Annotated in this window: 10 protein-coding genes; 4 read left to right on the forward strand and 6 right to left on the reverse strand. The window is 70.2% G+C overall.

What is annotated here, in order from left to right:
• Positions 1 to 35 precede the first annotated feature (35 nt).
• The 6 genes from AB0P41_RS04330 to AB0P41_RS04355 form a co-directional block, all read right to left on the reverse strand.
• Entirely contained in the window at positions 36 to 1,565 is a 1,530-nt protein-coding gene (locus tag AB0P41_RS04330; protein WP_365929985.1) for an aldehyde dehydrogenase family protein, read from the reverse strand.
• A gap of 316 nt (positions 1,566 to 1,881) precedes the next feature.
• Positions 1,882 to 2,724: an amino acid ABC transporter ATP-binding protein gene (locus tag AB0P41_RS04335; protein WP_356713185.1), complete on the reverse strand. Its 843-nt coding sequence runs from the start codon at positions 2,722 to 2,724 to the stop codon at positions 1,882 to 1,884.
• Between the two features lie 5 nt (positions 2,725 to 2,729).
• Positions 2,730 to 3,515 (reverse strand): amino acid ABC transporter permease, encoded by a 786-nt coding sequence (locus tag AB0P41_RS04340; RefSeq protein WP_356713187.1) that lies wholly within the window; start codon positions 3,513 to 3,515, stop codon positions 2,730 to 2,732.
• A gap of 14 nt (positions 3,516 to 3,529) precedes the next feature.
• Positions 3,530 to 4,330: an ABC transporter substrate-binding protein gene (locus AB0P41_RS04345; protein ID WP_356713189.1), complete on the reverse strand. Its 801-nt coding sequence runs from the start codon at positions 4,328 to 4,330 to the stop codon at positions 3,530 to 3,532.
• A gap of 180 nt (positions 4,331 to 4,510) precedes the next feature.
• Complete coding sequence (yicI, locus tag AB0P41_RS04350) at positions 4,511 to 6,778, reverse strand: alpha-xylosidase (protein ID WP_365929987.1); 2,268 nt, start codon at positions 6,776 to 6,778, stop codon at positions 4,511 to 4,513.
• Positions 6,775 to 9,735: a glycoside hydrolase family 3 C-terminal domain-containing protein gene (locus AB0P41_RS04355; protein WP_365929989.1), complete on the reverse strand. Its 2,961-nt coding sequence runs from the start codon at positions 9,733 to 9,735 to the stop codon at positions 6,775 to 6,777. The genes yicI and AB0P41_RS04355 overlap by 4 nt, the downstream gene beginning before the upstream one ends.
• A 412-nt stretch (positions 9,736 to 10,147) precedes the next feature.
• Here AB0P41_RS04355 and AB0P41_RS04360 point away from each other — a divergent pair, with 412 nt between their 5' ends.
• Genes AB0P41_RS04360 through AB0P41_RS04375 form a run of 4 tightly spaced genes read left to right on the forward strand, consistent with a single transcriptional unit; the run spans position 10,148 to position 16,071 of the window.
• Entirely contained in the window at positions 10,148 to 11,821 is a 1,674-nt protein-coding gene (locus AB0P41_RS04360) for an extracellular solute-binding protein (RefSeq protein ID WP_356713195.1), read from the forward strand.
• Position 11,822: 1 nt separating this feature from the next.
• Positions 11,823 to 12,839: an ABC transporter permease subunit gene (locus AB0P41_RS04365; RefSeq protein ID WP_356713197.1), complete on the forward strand. Its 1,017-nt coding sequence runs from the start codon at positions 11,823 to 11,825 to the stop codon at positions 12,837 to 12,839.
• Positions 12,840 to 12,844: 5 nt separating this feature from the next.
• Positions 12,845 to 13,780: a carbohydrate ABC transporter permease gene (locus AB0P41_RS04370; protein ID WP_356713498.1), complete on the forward strand. Its 936-nt coding sequence runs from the start codon at positions 12,845 to 12,847 to the stop codon at positions 13,778 to 13,780.
• A 53-nt stretch (positions 13,781 to 13,833) separates the two neighbouring features.
• Positions 13,834 to 16,071 carry a 1,4-beta-glucanase gene (locus AB0P41_RS04375; protein WP_365929991.1) on the forward strand — a complete coding sequence of 746 codons (2,238 nt, stop codon included), beginning with the start codon at positions 13,834 to 13,836 and terminating at the stop codon, positions 16,069 to 16,071.
• Positions 16,072 to 16,093 lie beyond the last annotated feature (22 nt).

Raw genomic sequence — 16,093 nt, forward strand, 5'->3', positions numbered from 1 at the left:
CTGCGAACAGCGGGGCGGGGAGGGAGACGGCCTGGTCAGCCGGCGAACCAGCGCTGCGGACGCGGGTTGAGGTTCTGGTAGATGTGCTTGGACTCGCGGTACTCGGCGAGGCCGGTCGGTCCGAGTTCCCGGCCCGTGCCGGACTTGCCGAAGCCGCCCCACTCGGCCTGCGGGAGGTAGGGGTGGTAGTCGTTGATCCAGACGGTGCCGTGGCGCAGCCGGCCGGCTACGCGCCGGGCGCGGCCCGCGTCGGTGGTCCACACGGCGCCCGCGAGGCCGTAGTCCGTGTCGTTGGCCAGAGTGACGGCCTCTTCCTCGGTACGGAAGGTCTCGACGGTGAGGATCGGGCCGAAGGTCTCCTCGCGGACCACCTTCATCTCGCGGTGGCAGCCGTCCAGGACGGTCGGCCGGTAGAAGTAGCCGCTCGCGGGCCGGATGTCGGAGGGCTCGGGGCGCGCTCCGCCGGAGCGGACGACCGCGCCCTCCTCGCGGGCGGACGCCACGTACGCCTCGACCTTGGCGAGTTGCTGCGCGGAGACCAGCGGGCCGCACTCGACGCCGTCGACGGTGCCCCGGCCGAGCCGGATGGCGTCGGCGCGGCGGGCGAGTTCGGTGACGAAGCGGTCGCGGACGGACTCCTCGATGATGAGACGGGCTCCGGCGGAGCAGACCTGGCCGCTGTGGAAGAACGCGGCGTTGAGCGCCTGGTCGACGGTGGTGTCGAAGCCCTCGTCGGTGGCGCAGGCGTCGGCGAAGACGACGTTGGGGTTCTTGCCGCCGAGCTCCAGGGCCACCTTCTTGACCGTGGGAGCGGCGGCCTGGGCGACCTTCGTGCCGCTGGCGAGCCCACCGGTGAAGGAGACCAGATCGACGTCCGGGTGTTCGGAGAGCCGGGCGCCGACGGGGTCGCCCGCGCCGGTGACGAGGTTGGCGGCGCCGGCGGGCAGTCCGGCCTCGGCGAGCAGCCGGATCAGGTGGACGGTGGAGAGCGGGGTGACCTCGCTGGGCTTGAGCACGAAGGTGTTGCCGGCGGCGAGGGCCGGGGCGATCTTCCAGCTGGCCTGGAGCAGCGGGTAGTTCCACGGTGCGATCAGGGCGCAGACGCCGACCGGCTCGTGTACGACGACGCTGTGGACGTCGGGGTCGCCGGCGTCGACGACCCGGCCGCCGCTCTCGTTCATGACGAGGTCGGCGAAGTAGCGGAAGGCGTTGGTGACGTCGTCGACGTCGACGCGGCCCTCCTCCAGGGTCTTGCCGGTGTCGCGGCTCTCGGTGATCGCGATCTCCTCGCGGTCCCGTTGGAGGAGCCCGGCGACCCGGCGCAGCAGTTCGGCGCGCTCGGCGACGGGCCGGTGGGGCCAGGGGCCGTCGTCGAAGGCGCGACGGGCGGCGGCCACGGCGGCGTCGGTGTCCTGGGTGCCGGCCTCGGAGACGAGAGCCAGGACGGTGGCGTCCGCGGGGTCGAGGATCTCGCGCGTCGCGCCGGATCCGGCGGCCCGCCAGGTGCCGTCGATGTGGAGGGTCTCCAGGGCGGCCGTGGGGTCCGTCGAGGTGGGAGCCGACATGTAGCGATCTGCCTTCCGTGCCTGATTGCTCCGCACCGGTCCGGCCGAGCACTTGTGCGCCGGTGGACCGGGGGTGCGGCACCAGCAGCCTGGGACCCTCCCCGGTCCGGCGAGATGTATGCCGAGATATTCACTCTGAGTGACGCGACTCACGTACGGCGTCCGCCGGCCACTGACTCAGCCGGAGACGGAGGGCGACCGCCCGGGACGGTCACTCCCCGAAGGGCCGCCCCGAAGGTTGCACGTTGTGCACGTCGACACACGTACTGCGATCGTTACCGGCCCTGGTGGGCGGCGTCGGTCGCTTCACGGCCGGCTACACCGGGTCCGACCGCTCCCCCGCCCCGTCGGCGGCCCCGGCCGCCTCCGGCAGGTCCGCGGTGACCGGGGTCAGCAGGCGCGCGAGGAAGGACCGGGTGCGGGCATGACCGGGCGCGCCGATCACCCGCTCCGGGGTCCCCTCCTCCACGATGACCCCGCCGTCCATGAAGACGACGCGGTCCGCGACCTCCTTGGCGAAACTCATCTCATGGGTGACGACGAGCATCGTCATCCCCTCGTCGGCAAGGGAGCGCATGACGGCCAGGACGTCCCCCACCAGCTCCGGGTCGAGAGCGGAGGTGGGCTCGTCGAAGAGCATCAGTTCCGGATCCATGGCCAGAGCCCGTGCGATGGCCACCCGCTGCTGCTGACCGCCGGACAACTGCGCCGGATAGGCGGATTCCTTGTCGGTCAGGCCCACCCGGGCCAGCCGTTCGCGAGCGATCCTCGCCGCCTCCGCCTTGTCGCGCCCGAGTACCCGCCGCTGGGGAAGCGTCAGGTTCTCCAACGCCGTGAGGTGCGGGAACAGGTTGAACGACTGGAAGACCATGCCGATCCGCCGGCGCACCTTGTCGATGTCCACATCCGGGTCGGTGACTTCCGCGCCGGCCACCGTGACCGTCCCCGACGTGGGCTCCTCCAGCAGGTTCACGCACCGCAGCAGCGTGGACTTGCCCGAACCGGACGGGCCGATGACACACACCACCTCCCCCCGGGCGACCGAGAAGTCGATGCCCGCGAGCACTTCCAGCGTGCCGAACGACTTGCGCAGGCCCCGCACGTCGATCGCCGGCCCGCTCACCGCTGCCGCGCCGTCTGCCGCCGTATCCGCCTTCACCGCGGTCACCTCGCCTTCGCCGTACGCGCTTCGAGCCGCCGGACCAGGTGGCCGAGCGGCAGAGTGATGATCAGATAGCACAGGCCGGCGATGAGGATCGGTGTCAGGCTGCGATTCTGGTTCAGGGCGTCCCGGCCGAACTTGGCCAGTTCGTACTGGGAGAGCGACAGGCCCAGCAAGTACACCAGGGACGAGTCCTTCGTCAGCAGGATCAGTTCGTTGGTGAGCGGCGGCAGGACGATGCGCAGGGCCTGCGGGATGATGATGGACACCATGGCCCGGCTCTGCGACATTCCCAGCGAACGCGCCGCCTCCATCTGCCCCTTGGGGACCGCCTGGATTCCCGCCCGTATCGTCTCCGCCATGTAGGCCGCGCCGACCAGGCCGAGCGCCAGCATGACGGTCACATACTGGTTGAGCGCCACCTGGAAGGCCAGTGGTACGCCGAATCCCAGGGCGATGAAGACCAGCAGTGCGGGAACTCCGCGGAAGAACTCGATGTACGCGATGGCCAGCCAGCGGTACGGCGGGACGCGCGACAGCCTCATCAGGGCGAGCAGAAGCCCCGCGGCCAGCCCGAAACCGAAGCCGAGCAGGGTGTAGACCACGGTGTTGAGCAGGGCGGTGGTGATGATGTCGGGGAACTGCGCCTTGGCGACATCGACGTCGAAGAACGCCCGTCGGATCTCACCCCAGTCGGCGGCCAGGGCGACGACGAGCAGCACGGCGGCGAGGACGGCGTACTGAGCACCCCGGACGGTGCGGGTGCGCTGCCTGCGGGACATGGGCATCGGTAGCGGTTTCCTCACTTCTTGGGGGCGGCGGGGAACCACTTCTTGTAGATCCGGTCGTAGCTGCCGTCGGATCTGGCGCCGGCGATCACCGCGTCGATCTCCTCACGCAGGGCGTCGTTCCCGGTGCGCACCCCGATGCCGTACTCCTCCCCCGTGTCGAACTCGGCGGTGACCTGGGTGTCCGGGTTCTTCCGCACGTATTCGAAGAGCACGCCGTTGTCGTTCACCGCCGCATCGACCTGTCCGGTCTTCACGGCCGTGAGCAGCAGGGCCAGGTCCTCGAACTGCACGGTCGTCACGCCCTGGGCGTTCTTCTGCGCGTACGTCTCTCCCGTGGTGCCCTGCTGGACGCCGAGCTTCTTCCCCTTGAGGCTTGCCAGCGAGGTGAAGGAGGAGCCCTTCTTGGCGATCAGGGCCTGGGTGGCGTCGAAGTAGCCGACGGAGAAGTCCAGGTTCTTCGCGCGCACCGGGGTGATCGTCATGCCGGCCGCGGCCAGATCGCACTTGCGGGCGTTGAGGTCCTCGCCGCTCTGGATGCCTTCGAAGGGCGTGTCCACGATCTCCTGGGTGACCTCGAGCTTCTTGGCCACCAGATCCACGAGGTCCACGTCGAAGCCGACGACGGCGTCGCCCTTGCGGATCTGGAAGGGTTCGTACGGCAGGTGTGTGCAGGTGGTGAGCTTCCCGGACTGCACCAGTTCCACTTCCGTTCCGCCGGACGCGGAGGGCTTGGTGCTGGTGCAGCCCGTGAGCACGGCGACTGCGGTGAGGGTGGCGGTGGCTACAACAGGCAGTGCGGAGCGAGCGGACACGACGTCTCCAGAGTTCGGCCGGTCAACGACCCCACTTCGTCAGTGAGTTGCATTGATCTTGCCATCGGACGGGCCGGATTTCGCCTGTTGGGCTCGGGTTTCCGTTACCTGACGGCGCTGCGGAGGCCCGGCGCGTCCGCGCCGGGCCTCCGGTGGCACTGCCTCGCCGCGCTCGGGAGATCAGGCGACGGAGACTGCCCCCGTCCCCACCTCCGTCGCCCCGGACTCCTCGATGACCACGCGGTACGGGCGCTCCGTTCCCTCCGCCGTGACCCGCGCACCGGTACCGTCCCGTACGACCCGGAACGACGCCGCCGTGGCGCCGGACAGGTCCGGCACGGTGACCGTGCTCTCGCCGGTCCCCGAGCCGAAGACCCGCAGGGTCAGGTCTTCGAGCCAGTCCCCGTCCGGGCGCTGGTCGTCGGCGCCCCACGGAAGCACGGCGCCGTCCCTGACCAGCAGGGGCAGGCTGTCGAAGCCGTGCGTCTCGTACCGCCAGCCGGGGCCGGTCACCCGCTCACCGGTGAGAAGGGAGGTCCAGGTGCCCTCGGGAACGTAGTACTCGACCTCACCGTCCTCCGTGAAGACCGGGGCGACCAGCAGGTCCGGGCCGAGCATGTACTGCCGGTCCAGGGTGCGGGACGCGGGGTCGCCGGGGAACTCCGCCAGCATCGGCCGCATCATCGGGACACCCGTACGGTGGGCCTCCGCGGCCACTCCGTAGAGGTAGGGCATGAGCCGGTGCTTGAGCAGGGTGAACCTCCGTGTCACGTCGACGGCTTCCTCGCCGAACGCCCACGGCACCCGGTAGGAGACATTGCCGTGGAGCCGGCTGTGCGAGGAGAGCAGGCCGAAGGCGAGCCAGCGCTTGAAGACCGCCGGGTCGGGGGTGCCCTCGAAGCCGCCGATGTCGTGGCTCCAGAAACCGAAGCCGGACAGCGACAGGGAGAGACCGCCTCGCAGGGACTCCGCCATCGCCGTGAACGAGGCGAAGCAGTCGCCGCCCCAGTGCACCGGGAACTGCTGCCCGCCCGCCGTCGCCGACCGGGCGAAGAGCACCGCCTCCCCCGCGCCGCGCTCCTTCTCCAGGAGTTCGAACACGGTGCGGTTGTAGATCTGCGCGTAGTAGTTGTGCATGCGCTCCGGGTCGGAGCCGTCGTGCCAGACGACGTCCGTGGGGATGCGCTCGCCGAAGTCGGTCTTGAAGCAGTCGACGCCCTGGTCGAGCAGCAGACGCAGTTTGTCGTTGTACCAGGCGCGGGCGGCCGGGTTGGTGAAGTCGACCAGTGCCATGCCCGGCTGCCACAGGTCCCACTGCCAGATGTCGCCGTTGGCCCGCCGCACCAGGTAGCCGTGTTCGGCACCCTCCGCGAACAGGGTGGACTTCTGGGCGATGTAGGGGTTGATCCACATGCTGATGCGCAGTCCGCGCTCCTTGAGGCGGGCCAGCATCCCCTCAGGGTCGGGGAAGACCTCCGGGTCCCAGAGGAAGTCCGACCACTGGTACTCGCGCATCCAGAAGCAGTCGAAGTGGAAGACGCTCAGCGGGATACCGCGCTCGGCCATGCCGTCGACGAAGGAGGTGACGGTCTCCTCGTCGTAGGACGTGCAGAAGGACGTGGTCAGCCAGAGGCCGAACGACCACGCCGGTGGCAGCGCGGGCCTGCCGGTCAGGGCCGTGTAGCGGGACAGGACGTCCTTCGGGGTCGGGCCGGCGACGACGTAGTACTCCAGCGACTGGTCCTCGACGCTGAACTGCACCTGCCCGACGGACTCCGAGCCGATCTCGAAGGAGACCTTTCCGGGGTGGTTGACGAAGACGCCGTAGCCACGGGAGGAGAGGTAGAACGGGATGTTCTTGTAGGCGAGTTCACTGCTGGTGCCGCCGTCAGCCTGCCAGATGTCGATGGTCTGGCCGTTCTTGACGTACGGGGTGAAGCGTTCGCCGAGTCCGTAGACGTTCTCGCCGACCTCCAGGGCGAGTTGGGCGATCATGTGGTGGACGCCGTCGGGGGTGGTCGCGAAGGCGGTTCCCTTGGGGTCCACTCCCGTGAGGCGCCGCCCGTCACCGTCGAGGAAGGTGATCCCCCAGGGCCCGTCACCGTCCATGCGCAACGTCAGCGGCCCGCTGGTGAGTTCGGTGACCGCGCCGTCCCGGTGCGTGCGGGCCCCGGGTGCCGTGGTGTCGTCCGTCAGGAGAGCGAAGTCCGGTCCACGCCGGGCCTTGCCGGCGTGATGGGTGGCGCGTACGCCGATGACACCCTCGGCCGGGGAGAAGCATTCGACGGTGATCAGCGGAGTGTTGAGCGTGTCTCCGCGTGCGGCGACACGCTTGACCGCGGCGTACGCGGTGAACCGGTCGGTGTCGACCCGCAGATCACGGATCTCGGTGGCGTACGAGGCACGGACGCCCTCGCGCATCAGCCAGAAGCCGTCGGTGAACCTCATGCGGTCTCCTCGGCGTGGATGACGTCGATGCGGGCGAGACGTACGGGCCCCGAGAGGTCGATGCACAGCTCGGGCACCACCCCGCGAGGGGCTGCGTCGACCTCGACGGCCCGGTACTCGTACGGGCCACCGGTATCGGGGAACTGGATCGCCAGGCCGAGTCCGCCACCGCTCACGTCGACGCGCCCCTCTCCCGCGACCACGAAGGTCAGCCCGGTCACGCCCTCACCGAAATCGCACTCCCGGTAGACGAGCCGCCCCGCCTCGGTGGCGGAGGCGGGCGCTACGGCGTCGCCTTCCGTCTTCGCACGGTCGACGATCTCCGTGCCCCGCTGCCAGTCGTAGTCGGCGGCCTCCAGACCGTGGGCCGCCACCGGGCGCGGGCCCTGCTCTTCGCCGTCGACGGCCACCGTGGCGGTGAGCCGGATGTCGGCGCTCGACGCGGCCGCGAGGATCTCGTACGCGCCGGGCTCGACGGTCCACCGGCCGTGCGCCACGCTCCAGTGGCCCAGCTCCTCCGTGGCAAGGTCGAATTCGAGCTCCACCGCGGCGCCGGGCGCGAGGTGCACCCGTCGGTGGGCGGCCAGCTTCAGCCGCGGCAGGTCCGAGGGCACGGACCGGGCGGGCAGCAGGCGTCCGAGGCGCCTGCCCCCGGCCGTGACCGGCTCCTCGGGCCGGTCCGGCTGCACGGGCACGGCCTCGCGCACATAGACCTGGGCCACCTCGTCTGCCGCGCGTTCACCGTCGTTGGTGACGGTCAGCGACACCCGCAGGCGCTCACCGTCGACCTCCGCCCGGAGCGCGGAGTAGGTGAAGCCGGCGTAGCCGAGGCCGTGTCCGAAGGGGTAGAGCGGGGTGCCGTCGAAGTAGAGGTACGTCTGCCGGGAGCCGATGATGTCGTAGTCGAACAGTCCGGGCAGGTCGTCGTCGCTCGCGTACCAGGTCTGCGGGAGCCGTCCTGCCGGGGACACGTCGCCGGCGAGGACGCGGGCGAGGGCCGTGCCCGCGGCCTGGCCGCCGTGCGCCGTCCAGAGCAGGGCCGGCGGGGCGTCCGCCGCGTCGCCGACCGCGTACGGGTAGGCGGAGGTCAGCACGAGGACCGTACGCGGGTTGGCGGCGTGCGCGGCACGCCACAGCCGGTCCTGCTGGGCGGGCAGGGCGAGCGTCGTGCGGTCCTCGGTCTCGCGGCCGTTGATGTGGGGGTCGTTGCCCGCGACGACGATGACGGTGTCGGCCGCCGCGGCGGCCCGGGCCACGGCGTCGGCGCCGTGCTCGACGGTCTCCCGCTCGAAGACCGTGGCGGCGTCGCGGGAGATCTTCTCGCCGGACTCGGCAACCTTCGCTCCGCCGGCGGCGACTGACACGTACCCACCGGTCCCGATGTGCAGAAGGCGGTATCCGCCGTCGTGCCCCTCCACCGCTTCCAGGCGGAACGTCTCCTGGACGACCCAGCCACCCGGCTCGTCCGCGGACGCCCTGACGTATCCGTCGTCGGCGACGGAGAGGTACAGCCCTTCGTCGGTGCGCAGGGTGAGTACGCCGTCGCCCCAGTCGACGAGCGCCAGGTCGGTCGCCTCCTCGCCGCAGGTCAGCGGGGGCAGGTCGGTGCGTCCGGCGAGGAGGGCCGGGTCGAGGGCGCCTTCAGCGCCCCGCACTTCTCCTTCCGCGGTACCTTCGGCCGCGGGCACCTGGAGCCAGCCCTCGGAGCACTTCAGCCTGATCCGGTCCACGCCCTCGGCGAAGATGACGTTCTCGGCGCCGTACCGCTCGCGGATCCCGTCGAGCGGCGTCGAGCGGTGCAGGAGCGTGCCGCTGTACCAGTCGAGCTTGCAGGCGTCCGCGAGCAGCCCGACCACCGCGACGGTCCGGCCCTGCTTCGGCTCCAGGGGCAGCAGGCCGTCGTTCTCGAGCAGGACGACGGCCTGTTCCGCGGCTTCCAGGGCGAGCGCCCGGTGCTCCTCGGTGTCCAGGGCGTCCACCTTCGCGTACGGATCGAGCTGCGGGTCGAACTCGCCGAGCGCGAAGCGCATGCTGAGCAGCCGGCGGACCGCCGTGTCGATGTCGCTCTCGTCGATGAGGCCCTTGGCGAGCGCGTCGCGGATGCGGCCGGTCATGACGGTGGAGTCCGTGCCGTGGTCGGTGAAGCTGTCGACGCCCGCCTTCAGGGAGGCCGCGGTGGCCTCCTCATGGGTGTCGAAGTAGTGCTCGGAGTCGACCAGGTTGGAGGGCGCGCCCGCGTCCGAGCAGACGACGAGCGGCTGCTCGGTCCAGCGCCGCAGGTGCTGACCGAGGAGCGGCGAGACGTGGTTGGGGCGGCCGTTGACGAGGTTGTAGGCCGGCATGACCCCGGCCACCGCCCCGGCGCGTACGGCGTCGCGGAAGGCGCGCAGGTCGTACTCGTGCAGGACGCGGGGGCGGACCGAGGAGGAGGCCGTGTCGCGGTCGGTCTCGTTGTTGTGCGCGAGCCAGTGCTTGAGCACGGGGGCGGTGCGCCAGTAGTGGGGGTCGTCCCCGCGCAGCCCCCGGGTGTAGGCGACGGCGATGGCGGAGGTCAGCGCCGGGTCCTCGGAGTACCCCTCCTCGCCTCGGCCCCACAGCGGGTGGCGCAGCAGATTCACCGTCGGCGCCCAGACGTTGAGCCCGACGCGGTCGTCATGGGCGCGCTTGGTACGCACCTCGTCGCCGACGGCCTCGCCGATCCGGCGGACCAGGTCGTCGTTCCAGGTGGCGCCGAGACCGACGGCCTGCGGGAAGACGGTGGCGGGCCCCATCCAGGCGACCCCGTGCAGGGCCTCCTGCCCGGTACGGAACGGGCCGAGGCCCAGCCGCTCCACCGCGGGGGCGAACTGGTGCAGCATCGCGATCCGCTCGTCGAGCGTGAGCCGTCCGAGCAGATCCTCGGTGCGCCGGGAGAAGGACAGCTGCGGGTCGCGGAAGGGAAACGGATGGTCCGTCACGTGCGGGTCCCCTTGGAGAGGTGGGAGGTTTTCGGTCTCTGCCGGCGCCGAATGGTCCTTCGACGCGAGGAGAGGATCTTTCGAAGCGCTTCGATGCTCTGCGGCCGACCCCGCAGGTGTCAAGGGTGCTACGGCATCGAAGAGTCCTTCCGGGCACACCGGCTCCGCCCCGCGCCGGGAAACGGTTCGGAAACACGTCGGAGGAATATCGAAACGAACTCTTGTGCGGCCGGAACCCTTCACTTAATCTCGCTGCAACATCGAAGCGCTTCGACGAGGCAGTCCGTTGACCGCTTCAGCTCAGCCGGTGCAGTGCCACCGGCTCGGCCGGTAACGCCCCCTACCTCAGACACAGGGCCGAGCGGCAATCGCCGCCGCGGGCCGTCCTGTTGCACCACGAAGGGTTGACCCCATGACGCCGAACTCCCCCTCCGCTCCCAGCCGGAGACGATTCCTCGCCTCCTCCGTGGTTGTCGCGGCAGCCGTGGGCGGCGGGATGCCGCTCCTCGCCGCCTGCGGCGGCGGTTCCGGCGGTTCGAAGAACGAGGGCACGACCACGGGCAAGAAGCTGAAGGACCTGCTTCCCGCCTATGTGCCGTCGAAGGCGGTCACCCCGGACATCCCCAGCAAGAACGGCTCCGCGGTCGGATTCACCACCGCCCTCCCGGCCGACCAGCTGGCGGTGTCGGTGCCGAAGAAGCTCGGCAAGGGCAGCGAGCTCACGATCATGGCACCGCTGTGGGGCACCTCGCCGGGTGAGGGCAACCCGTACTGGACGGCCATGGACGAGGCCGTCGGCGTCAAGGTCAAGTGGCAGAACCAGGACGGCAACGTCTACGGGCAGAAGCTCGGCGCCGTGCTCGCCTCCAGCAGCATCCCCGACGCCGTCGTCGTCCCGGGCTGGGAGCTGGGCGGCAAGATACCGAGCGCCATCGCCAACAAGTTCGCCGACCTCGGCCCGTACCTCTCGGGTGACAAGGTCAAGGCCTACCCGAACCTCGCCGCCATCCCCACCGGCGCCTGGCAGCGCGGGGTCTTCGCCGAGAAGCTCCGCGGCCTGCCCATGCCGGCCGAGGCGACCCCGAACATCACCCCCTTCTACCGCGCGGACATCTTCGAGGAGAAGGGGTACGAGGTCCCCACCACCACGCAGGAGTTCTACGACCTCTGCAAGGAGATCAACGCCCCGAAGAGCAAGGTGTGGGCGTGCAGTGACATGACGTGGTCGGCGTTCGTCTTCTTCGGGGTGCTGCCGGAGAAGCCGTACTACTGGAAGCTCGTCGACGGCAAGCTGGTCAACCGCTACGAGACCGACGAGTACCTCGAGGCGCTGGAGTGGTCGCGCTCGCTGTACTCGGCGGGCTTCGTGCACCCCGACGCCAAGGCCGAGACGGGGGACATGCGTACGACCTTCTCGTCGGGCAACGCCCTCATGTACAACGCGGACATCTCCGACTGGTACGCCGCCACCGCGATCCAGCGGCTGGACAAGCCGGACTTCCGCATGGGGGCGATGGACTTCTTCGCCCATGACGGCGGCGACCCGGTCATCTACGAGGCCTCGCCCTCCAACATCTGGTGCTTCGTCAACAAGGACGCGGACAAGAAGACGATCGAGGACATCCTCGCCCTCGCCAACTTCACCTCCGCTCCGTACGGCACCAAGGAGCAGCGCCTGAAGGCGTACGGCCTGGAGGGCACCCACCACACCCTCAAGGACGGCGTCCTCACCAAGACGGAGAAGGGCAACAACCAGGTCTTCGCCACCTACGAGTACGTCGCCACCTCGGCCCCGTTCCGGGCCTACCCCGACCACCCCGACGTGGTGAAGGGCGTCATCGAGTGGCAGCAGCGTCAGGGCGCGCACCTGAGGAAGCCGCTCTTCCACGGCATGCAGATCCAGGAGCCGACCCGCTACACCGAGCTCAACGCCCAGTTCGAGGACGTCGAGAAGGACATCGTGCGCGGCCGCAAGAAGGTCAGCGACATGCAGCAGCAGGTCTCGGACTGGAAGTCCAAGGGCGGCGACAAGCTTCGCGACTGGTACAAGAAGCTGCTCGACGAGACCGGCGAGTCGGCTTCCTGACATGTCACTGAGCACAGAGGACCGGCGCGCGCAGGAGTCACGGACGCCGCCGGTCAAGACACGGGCGGCCGCCGACGGGCCCGTCGCCACGAAGGTGCCCCTGCGGCACCGGCTGCGCAGGGACCGCACCCTGCTGCTGATGACCCTGCCGGCGATGCTGCTGCTGGCGGTCTTCGCGTACGTCCCGCTCGCGGGCAACGTCGTCGCCTTCCAGGACTACGACCCGTACGTCGCGGACAACGCGTTCCAGGCGATCGCGCAGAGCCCCTGGGTCGGGTTCGAGTGGTTCCAGCAGATGGTGAACGACCGGCTGTTCTGGTCGGCGCTACGTAATACGCTGGCGATCTTCCTCCTGCAGCTGACCCTGTTCTTCCCGGTGCCGATCCTGCTCGCGCTGTTCATCAACAGTTTCGTGCGGCCCCGGGTCCGGGCGGTGGCCCAGGCCATCCTCTATCTGCCGCACTTCTTCTCCTGGGTCCTGGTCGTGACCGTGTTCCAGCAGATGTTCGGCGGGGCCGGGCTCATCGCGCAGACGCTGCGGGAGAACGGTCACGAGGGCTTCGACCTGATGACCGACCCCGGTCTGTTCAAGTTCCTGATCACCTTCGAGATGATCTGGAAGGACGCCGGCTGGGGTGTCATCGTCTTCCTCGCCGCCCTGGCGGCGGTCAGCCCCGACCTCTACGAGGCGAGCGCCATGGACGGCGCGAACCGCTGGCGCCGGATGTGGCACATCACCCTGCCCGCCCTGCGCCCCGTCGTGGCCCTGCTGCTGGTGCTCCAGGTCGGCAACGCGCTGACCGTCGGCTTCGAGCAGATCCTGCTCCAGCGCACGGCGGTCGGACCGGGCGCCTCGGAGGTGCTCGACACCTACGTCTGGAACGTCGGTATCACCAACGGCGGGTTCAGCTACGCGGCGGCCGTCGGGATCGTCAAGGGAATCTTCGGTCTGCTGCTGGTCCTCGGGGCCAACAAGGTCGCCCATCTCATGGGTGAGCAGGGGGTGTACAAGAAGTGAGCAGCCTGCTCTCCGGACTGACCGGCTTGGCCGGGGTGAAGCCGGGAACCCGCGGCCGTCTGCGTCCCGCCTGGGAGGAGGAGCCGTCGAGGACGGGTCTCGCCTCCAAGGGCGTGGTCCTGGTCCTGATCTGTCTGGCGGTCCTCTTCCCCCTCTGGGTCGTGGTCGTCACCAGTCTGTCCTCGGTGAGGACCATCACCGAGGCCGGCGGTCTCGTGGTGATCCCGCGCGGCATCACCTTCGTCGCCTATCAGGAGCTCCTCGGCGGCGGACAGGTCACCCGGGCCACCGTGATCAGTATCTGTGTGACCCTGGTCGGGACGCTCTTCAGCATGGCCGTGTCCATCATGTGCGCCTACGGCCTCTCGCGTACCGGGTCCGTGCTGCACCGGCCGCTGCTAGTGTTCATGCTCGCCACGATGTTCTTCGGCGCGGGTCTCATCCCCACCTACCTGGTGGTCCAGGGGCTCGGTCTCACCGACTCCTATCTGGCGCTGATCCTGCCGAGCGCGCTGAACGTCTTCAACATCCTGGTGCTGCGCGCCTTCTTCATGAGTACGGCCCAGGAGCTCATCGAGAGCGCCCGGATCGACGGGGCCGGTGACTTCCGCATCCTGTGGCAGATCGTGATGCCGCTCTCCCGCGCGGTCATCGCCGTGATCACGCTGTTCTACGCGGTCGGCTACTGGAGCGCCTGGTTCAACGCCTCCATCTACATCAGCGACCCGCAGATGATGCCGCTGCAGAACGTGATGAACCAGCTGGTCCTCAAGCAGGAGCGCCCCACCGGCCTCGCGCAGGTCATCAACACCGGCCATCTGTCACCGCTCGCCATCCAGATGGCGGTCATGGTGCTGGCGCTGATCCCGGTCGCGTTCCTGTCGCCGTTCGTCCAGAAGCACTTCAAGGAAGGCATGCTCACCGGCGCCGTCAAGGGCTGAGCTCCGTCCCGTACCGCATCCACCCGTCACTCCCCCACCGGAGGGTCCTCGTCATGCGCGCTTCGTCCGTCCCGCAGCCAGAGTCCGCACCACACCCCCGGCGCCGTACCGTCCTGGCCGGTGCGGCGGTGGCCGCGGCGGCGGCGTCCGTGCTGCCTTCGGCGGGGACGGCCGCAGCCGCCCGGCGGCCCGCGAGGACGCAGCCGCACCGCTGGCGCGGCGCGGCGATCGGCGGGACGGGCTTCGTGACGGGCGTCCTGTTCCACCCGGCCGTACGCGGTCTCGCCTACGCCCGCACCGACATCGGTGGGGCCTACCGCTGGGACGGCCGTAAGTCCCGGTGGACGGCGCTCACCGACCACATCGGCTGGGACGACTGGAACCTGATGGGCGTCGAGGCGATGGCCGTCGACCCGGCACACCCCGACCGGCTGTACCTGGCCCTCGGGACGTACACCCAGGCGTACGCCTCCCCGGGTGCGGTGCTCAGGTCCGACGACCGGGGCGCGACCTGGTCGCGTACGGATCTCACCGTGCGGCTGGGGGCCAACGAGGACGGCCGAGGCTGCGGCGAGCGGCTCCTCGTCGACCCTCGCGACAGCGGAACCCTCTGGCTCGGCACGCGCCACGACGGGCTGCTGCGCTCCACGGACCGGGGCGCCACGTGGGCCGCCGACGCCTCCTTCCCCGCCGCCCCGTCGGCCGGCGGCCAGGGCGTCACCCTGCTGGTGGCGGCCGGCCGGACCGTGTACGCGGGCTGGGGCGACGGCGGCAGCGCGCTCTACCGGAGAGAGGGCTCCGGTGGCTGGGAGCCCGTCCCCGGACAGCCGTCCGGCGGCGCGTCGACGAAGGTGCCGGTCCGCGCGGCGTACGACACGGGAACCCGTGCCCTGTACGTGAGCTACGCGGACGGGCCCGGCCCGAACAACCAGGCCGACGGGTCGGTGCACCGCCTCGACACGGTGACGGGGACCTGGACCGAGGTCACCCCGGTGGCCCCGGGCGCCGGCGACGCGTTCGGGTACGGCGGAGTGGCCGTGGACGCGGCCCGCCCGGGCACGGTCGTGGTCTCCACGAACAACCGCTGGGGCCCGGTGGACACCCTGTTCCGTTCCACGGACGGCGGGGCGAGCTGGACCTCGCTCAAGGACACGGCGGTGCTGGACGTCTCCGAGACGCCGTATCTGAAGTGGGGCGGGGAGCCCAAGTTCGGCTGGTGGATCCAGGCCGTGGCCGTCGACCCGTACGACTCGCGGCACATCGTGTACGGCACCGGGGCCACGATCTACGGCACACGCGACCTGGTGCACTGGGCTCCCGAGATCCGCGGACTGGAGGAGGCGTCGGTACGCCAGCTCGTCGCGCCGCCCTCGGGTGCCCGGCTGCTGAGCGGCCTGGGTGACATCGGGGTCATGTACCACGACTCCCTGACGGCCTCCCCGTCACGCGGCATGGCGTCGAACCCCGTGTTCGGCACGGCGACCGGGCTCGCCCTGGCCACCCTGAAGCCGTCGTACGTCGTGCGGACGGGGTGGCCCTCGGGGTCGGACTCGGCCGGTGCGTACTCGCAGGACGGCGGGGCGAGCTGGCAGCCGTTCGCCTCCCAGCCTGCGATCGCCCCTTCGGCCCCCGGCCCGGTGGCGGTCTCCGCCGACGGGGCGACGCTGCTGTGGTCGTTCGTCCACTGGGACGGCACGAAGTACGCCGCGCACCGCTCCACGGACGGCGGCGCGACCTGGGCCGAGGTGACCACGTTCCCCAAGGGCGGCGCCCCGGTCGCCGACCCGCTCGACCCGGCGCGTTTCTACGTCTACGACACGGACACGGGCACCGTCTTCCTGTCGAACGACAAGGGCGCGACCTTCACCGAGGGCGCGACGGGCCTTCCTTCGGGTGATGTGCAGTTCCGCATCGCGGCGGCACCGGGGCGCTCCGGTGACCTGTGGCTGTCCGCCAAGGAGAGCGGGCTGCTGCGCTCCACGGACGGCGGCCGCACGTTCGCCGCGGTGGCGGGCTGCCAGGCCTCGTACGCCCTCGGATTCGGGAAGGCCGCCCCGAGGAAGGGGCGCGCCGGCTATCCGGCGGTCTTCCAGACGGGGCGGGTCTCCGCGACGTACGACGGCGTGGCGGTGCTGCGCTCGGACGACGCGGGCGCGACCTGGGTCCGCATCAACGACGACGACCACCGCTGGGGGTGGACCGGTGAGGTCATCACCGGCGACCCCCGTGTCCACGGCCGTGTCTATCTGGGCACCAACGGCCGCGGCATCCAGTACGCAGACCCCCGGTAAAGACCCCAGTAGAGGAACGAGA

This window comes from Streptomyces sp. NPDC079167 (assembly GCF_040686735.1).
Taxonomy (GTDB): Bacteria; Actinomycetota; Actinomycetes; order Streptomycetales; family Streptomycetaceae; genus Streptomyces.

Coding starts and splice junctions, on each gene's coding strand:
- AB0P41_RS04330 (WP_365929985.1), bottom strand. CDS start 1,565: ATGTCGGCTCCCACCTCGACGGACCCCACGGCCGCCCTGGAGACCCTC.
- AB0P41_RS04340 (WP_356713187.1), bottom strand. CDS start 3,515: ATGCCCATGTCCCGCAGGCAGCGCACCCGCACCGTCCGGGGTGCTCAG.
- yicI (WP_365929987.1), bottom strand. CDS start 6,778: ATGAGGTTCACCGACGGCTTCTGGCTGATGCGCGAGGGCGTCCGTGCC.
- AB0P41_RS04360 (WP_356713195.1), top strand. CDS start 10,148: ATGACGCCGAACTCCCCCTCCGCTCCCAGCCGGAGACGATTCCTCGCC.
- AB0P41_RS04365 (WP_356713197.1), top strand. CDS start 11,823: ATGTCACTGAGCACAGAGGACCGGCGCGCGCAGGAGTCACGGACGCCG.
- AB0P41_RS04375 (WP_365929991.1), top strand. CDS start 13,834: ATGCGCGCTTCGTCCGTCCCGCAGCCAGAGTCCGCACCACACCCCCGG.